5 protein-coding genes are annotated in these 4745 nt (G+C 66.1%); 2 read left to right on the top strand and 3 right to left on the bottom strand.

Features of this window, described 5'->3' with window-relative positions; translation table 11 throughout:
- A partial coding sequence (locus tag QZ184_RS10150; RefSeq protein WP_296419445.1) for an FAD-binding domain-containing protein occupies positions 1-930 on the top strand: 930 nt, incomplete at its 5' end.
- Here QZ184_RS10150 and pgeF read toward each other — a convergent pair.
- Genes pgeF through QZ184_RS10135 form a run of 3 tightly spaced genes read right to left on the bottom strand, consistent with a single transcriptional unit; the run spans position 923 to position 3995 of the window.
- Complete coding sequence (pgeF, locus tag QZ184_RS10145; RefSeq protein ID WP_296419442.1) at positions 923-1747, bottom strand: peptidoglycan editing factor PgeF; 825 nt, start codon at positions 1745-1747, stop codon at positions 923-925. The genes QZ184_RS10150 and pgeF overlap by 8 nt on opposite strands.
- An 8-nt stretch (positions 1748-1755) precedes the next feature.
- Complete coding sequence (locus QZ184_RS10140) at positions 1756-2655, bottom strand: Tab2/Atab2 family RNA-binding protein (protein ID WP_296419440.1); 900 nt, start codon at positions 2653-2655, stop codon at positions 1756-1758.
- The gene (locus QZ184_RS10135) at positions 2652-3995 is read right to left on the bottom strand and encodes a S1 RNA-binding domain-containing protein (protein ID WP_296419437.1); all 1344 of its coding nucleotides are present in this window, start codon (positions 3993-3995) and stop codon (positions 2652-2654) included. Before QZ184_RS10135 ends, QZ184_RS10140 begins: the two co-directional genes overlap by 4 nt.
- 63 nt (positions 3996-4058) lie before the next feature.
- On the opposite strand from QZ184_RS10135, the gene QZ184_RS10130 reads away from it, so the two are divergent.
- Positions 4059-4745 (top strand): creatininase family protein (locus QZ184_RS10130; protein ID WP_296419435.1); only part of this gene is annotated, 687 nt, incomplete at its 3' end.

Genomic DNA, 4745 nt, shown 5'->3' with positions numbered 1-4745 from the left:
AAGGAAAACGCCGATCGCAGCCGCCTGCGCAGCATCCAACAACTGTTCAGCCGCCTGCGCTGGGGCTGCTCCATTCACCAGCGCTTCCGCTACCTGCCCCAGCTGGAGCTGCGCTCCCTCTGGAGCGCCTTCGACCAAGAGAGCGCGCTCTCCGCCCAACAGCTCGAGCTCTACGAAGCCTGGAAAGAGGGCCGCACGGGTTTCCCGATCGTCGATGCCGCGGCCCACTGCCTGCGGGGGGGCGGGGGATGGCTGGAGCTGAACTTCCGCAGCCGAGCGATCTACGCCAGCTTTCTCAGCAACCTCTGCGGAATTGATTGGCGCTACGGCGCCCTGCATTTCATGCGGCACCTGATCGATGGGGACTGCCCGATCGATCACTACCAATGGGCCATGCAGGCCGGGGCGACCTATCGGGGCCGCAAAGCCTGGACGCGGATCTATCACCCCGGCCAGGTGGCCGTGAATCGCTGCGACCCCCATGGCCTCTTCATCCGGCGCTGGCTGCCGCAACTCGAGCGCCTCACCAATGACCAGCTCGGAGAGCCCCCGGCCTTCGCGGGCTACCCCGCCCCAGTGCTCAACTACGAGGAAGCGCGCCAGGCGCGGATGGAGGCGTTGAGCAACACACGCCACGGCATCGGAGACATTCCCTCCGCCTTGGCGCGGTTGCCCGCTGACCTCACGCCCTTTGGCAGTGATCAAATCGCCGGCAGCCAGGTGCTCTGGGCCCAACCCCGGGCACCGGAGCTCTTCCCCGCGGCGGTGGACCTCGATCGACTGGACCAGGAGGGATGGCTGGCCCTGCTCAGCTGGTTCAGCCTCAGGCGCTCGGCTGAGACCGGTGAAGCCGGGGAGAGCCCCCCGAAGAGACGCAAACCCAAGCGCAGCCAAACCGACAACGGCCAGCTCAGCCTGGAGTTCAACTAGGCAACTGTTGGGAGACGATGCCGCTCCACTGCACCGCCTTGACCTGGTCGCGGCGCCAGGAGTGAAACAGCAGCGGCTCTGATGCCGTGCACAGGGGGCAGACACTGATCTGCTCTGGGGGAACACCAAAGCGCTCGAGCAGCAAACGGGTGGCGAGCCGCAGATCGAGGCGCTGCCGCAGCGGCTCTGGATCGGCGAGCAGAGCACCGCACTCCTCCATCGCCGCCAGGGCCCCCTCGAGCGTGAGGGACGCATCCACCTGCAGCAACTGCTCAGCGATCGCTTCCGGCACGGACGGTTCCACCTGGTACTGGGGGCCGCTGATGGCTGGCCCCAACGCAATCAGCAGGTCACGGCGGCGGCAGCCGCGCTGCTCCAGCTGCCGGATCGCCTCTTGAACGATGCCCCCGGCCACACCACGCCAGCCGGCATGGCAGGCCGCCACCTGTCCGGATTCCGGATCCGCCAGCAGCACTGGAGTGCAATCGGCGCCGCAGACCCAGAGACTCTGACCACCGGCATCGCACACCAAGCCATCGGCCTGGGGCCAGGGCTCCGCGACGGCCTCACTCGCCGGCAACACCAACGCGCTGTGAACCTGCTGGGGCCGGTGAACGCTGATGCCAGCGCTGACATAACCGGCCAACACATCAGGGCCTCGGCCCTGCCACTGGCGGGTGAAGAAGCCATGTTCAAAGGCCTCCAGCAGATTCGACTGGAGGTAATAGCCCCCGTAGCAACCGATCCAGGTCCAGCCCTCTAGGGCGTTAAACCCTGCATCTGGGCGGTCAAAGGGGGCCTCAACGGCCTCAGCCATACAACCGTCTAGGCATCGGGGAGGTCCCGCAGGATCCAGAAGCCATCAAAACCGGGTTGATCCGGGCTGGATTGAATCGCCAGGAATTGCACACCACCGGCTTGACCGCGGGAGGCCAGGAATGCCGCGGCCGCAGCCTCAGCTTCGTCTGACTCCAACTGTCCCAGCAACCATCGGTCTTCTTGGCCCGCCTCCAGCACCAGTTGCTGACCGCAGACCTCGAGGCGCACCGGCTCCAATCCCGACACCCAGCCAGCGATCGCCAAGGAGCGGCTCGCGCTGAACAGGCGCAGACCGCTCACCATCAGCTCGTCATCGAGCGACTCCGGCAAGGGAACCAGACCAGCAAAGCTGGTGTCCCAGGTCATCGCCTCCCGCAGGGCACCGATCGGCAGGGAGGCCCAAGACCAGCTGTCGCCGCGGGCCGCCTCAGGCAGCGGAACTGCCACGGGCTGAATCGGCTGGGGCGGCGGAGCCAGGGGGCCCGCCATGTAGCCCTCCTCCTCGGGGTAAACCGTGGCTTCGCGCTCCTGGAGCCACTCGACCAGGGCATAGCAACGGCGGCTCGGCACCAGTTCCAGGCCCAGCTGCTCGGAGGCCCGCTGCACCATCGTGCGCATCGAGGAACGCCAGCAGCGGATCTTGCGTGGGGGATCAAACCCCTCAGCGTCCGCCTGCTCCAAGGCCTGCTCCAACGCGGACTTCAGCCACTGGGAGTTGACGCTGGAGGCCGGGCACTTCAGGACCCACTGGAAGGCGCGACCGGGATTCTCCGCATTGGGGGAACTGCAAATCAGCAGCTCCCAGCGCTTCTTTCCGTCCTCTTCCAGGATTGGACGGGAGTAGTAATCCAGCTCCCAATCCGCCTGCAGGCGGGCAGGACTCGCGGGCTCGGTGGCCTGAATCATCCGGCGGATTGTTCCTGCTGACGCAGCACGTTACGAGCCCTATTGGCGCGATCGGCGGCCTCCGCCATCACTTTGTCGCGCTCAATCAACAACTCACCCGGCTGCCCCTCCAGCAGAGCAGTGTTCAAGGCGATGCGACCGCGACCGGGATCCAATTCAGTAATCAGTGCTTTCACGCGATCGCCCTGGCCGAAGACCTCGCGCAGATCACGCATCTGACCACCCGTAATCACGGAGTGGTGCAGGAGTCCGCTGATGCCGCCCAGGTCCACGAAGAGGCCATAGGGCTTGATGGCCACCACCTGTCCCTCAACCAGCTGACCGACCTCGAGGTTCTGGAACAGGGCCGCCGTGGCCGCCTTCTTCTCAGAGAGCACCAGCTTGCGGGTGTCCGGATTGACCTCCAGGAAGGCCACACCGAGGGTTTTGCCCACCAGCGCCTCGTGGTTTTCACCCTCCTGCAGCTGGGAGCGGGGCACAAAACCGCGCAGACCTTCGACATCACAGGTGATGCCACCACGGTTGAAACCGTTGACCTTCACCTGGAGCACCTTGCCTTCCTTCTCGAGGGCACGAACCTTCTCCCAGCTCTGGCGCAGGGCCAGGGCACGGGCGCTGATGGTGACCATGCCATCGGCGTTCTGCTCGCGGGTGACGAGCACTTCAACGGTCAATCCCTTCGGGAAGCGTTCCTTGAGGTTGGTGATCACCCCCAGAGCACACTCCTTTTTGGGCATGAAGCCAGGAGCCTTACCGCCGATGTCGACATAGACACCATCGCTCTCCATGCCGATCACCGTGCCGGTGACGACTTCACCGGTGGTGCCGACGAAATCCTGCTCATCGAGGGCTGCCAGGAAGGCCTCCTCGTCAAAGTCGAAGTCATCGACCGAACGGGTAGGAACCGCCGCCGGCTTGGACTGGGGCTGCGCCATGCGGGAGCCACCGGAGCGCCGACCCTTGTTGCGGTCGTCGGGGCCCAGCAGGTCCGCCATGGACAGCCCCTCAAAGCCGCTCATATCGAACAGGTCGTCGTCGCCTGATGCCGGGGAAGCCGCCGGGCGCTGGGGCGCGACCGGCGCCTCACCTCGGGCCGCCCGTGCGGCGTCTTCCAATTCAGCTGCCCGCTGGGCAGCGGCTTCGGCGGCGGCACGGGCTTCAGCGGCTTCACGCTCCAGGCGCAGCTGCTCTTCCTTCTTATTGATCTGCAGAACCTGGGGCGGCTTGCGAACCGGCGGCGCAGCAGCGGGACGCTGAGGCGACGGAGGCACCGGACGAGCCGAGGTGGGTTGCTGCTTGGAGAAGGGCTGGGGGGGCTGGGGAGTGCCGGAACCGGCCATGACCAAGCAAAGACGCACAGCGCCACACTGTAGGGACGACCCTCCTTGATCGAAGACGGACCCATGGGCGACGACGCATACGCCTGTCAGGGATCCCGTCGCCTCGAGCGCCTGACCTGGCCCGCCTTCCAGGCGGCCGCCCAGACCTGCGGCAGCACGGTGGTTTGGCCCTTTGGCGCCTTCGAGCAGCACGGTCCTCACCTTCCCCTGGGAACGGATGCGCTCTTCGCTGAGCAAATCCTTGACCAGGTGCTTGAGACCTTCCCCCAGGAGGCTCCGATCTGGCGACTGCCGCTGCAGAGCATCGGCTTTTCACCGGAGCACCTGGGCTTCCCAGGAACCCTGAGCCTCCCGGCCGAGCTCCTGATCCGCAGCATCGAAACCGTTGGCGCCCAGCTGGCGGCGGCAGGCTTCGAGCGGCTGGTGCTGTTCAACGGCCATGGCGGTCAAATCGCCCTGCTCCAGGTCGCCGCCCGACAACTGCGCGCCGCCCATCCCTCGCTTGGGGTGTTGCCCTGCTTCCTCTGGAGCGGCCCCAAGGGAATCGGAGAGCTGATCGAGGAGCCCGAGCGCAGTGAAGGCCTCCACGCCGGACAGGTCGAGACGAGCTTGATGTTGCAGCTCAATCCTGAGCTCGTCGGGCCGAAGCGGACCGCAGATGGCCTGGGGGCCAAGCAGCCGCCCCAGGGCTGGAGCCTGGAGGGGGCCGTGCCCAATGCCTGGCTGACCCAGGACCTCAGCAGCAGTGGC

The organism is Vulcanococcus sp. DEBay_Sum22DG08_74, from assembly GCF_017852955.1.
In the GTDB taxonomy this organism is placed as follows: domain Bacteria; phylum Cyanobacteriota; class Cyanobacteriia; order PCC-6307; family Cyanobiaceae; genus Vulcanococcus.
Note: the sequence above shows the minus strand (reverse complement) of the source record. Positions and strands in the feature narration are given on the sequence as shown.

Excerpts from the sequence above, each read along its gene's own strand:
- pgeF (WP_296419442.1), bottom strand. The coding sequence starts at position 1,747 with ATGGCTGAGGCCGTTGAGGCCCCCTTTGACCGCCCAGATGCAGGGTTT.
- QZ184_RS10140 (WP_296419440.1), bottom strand. The coding sequence starts at position 2,655 with ATGATTCAGGCCACCGAGCCCGCGAGTCCTGCCCGCCTGCAGGCGGAT.
- QZ184_RS10135 (WP_296419437.1), bottom strand. The coding sequence starts at position 3,995 with ATGGCCGGTTCCGGCACTCCCCAGCCCCCCCAGCCCTTCTCCAAGCAG.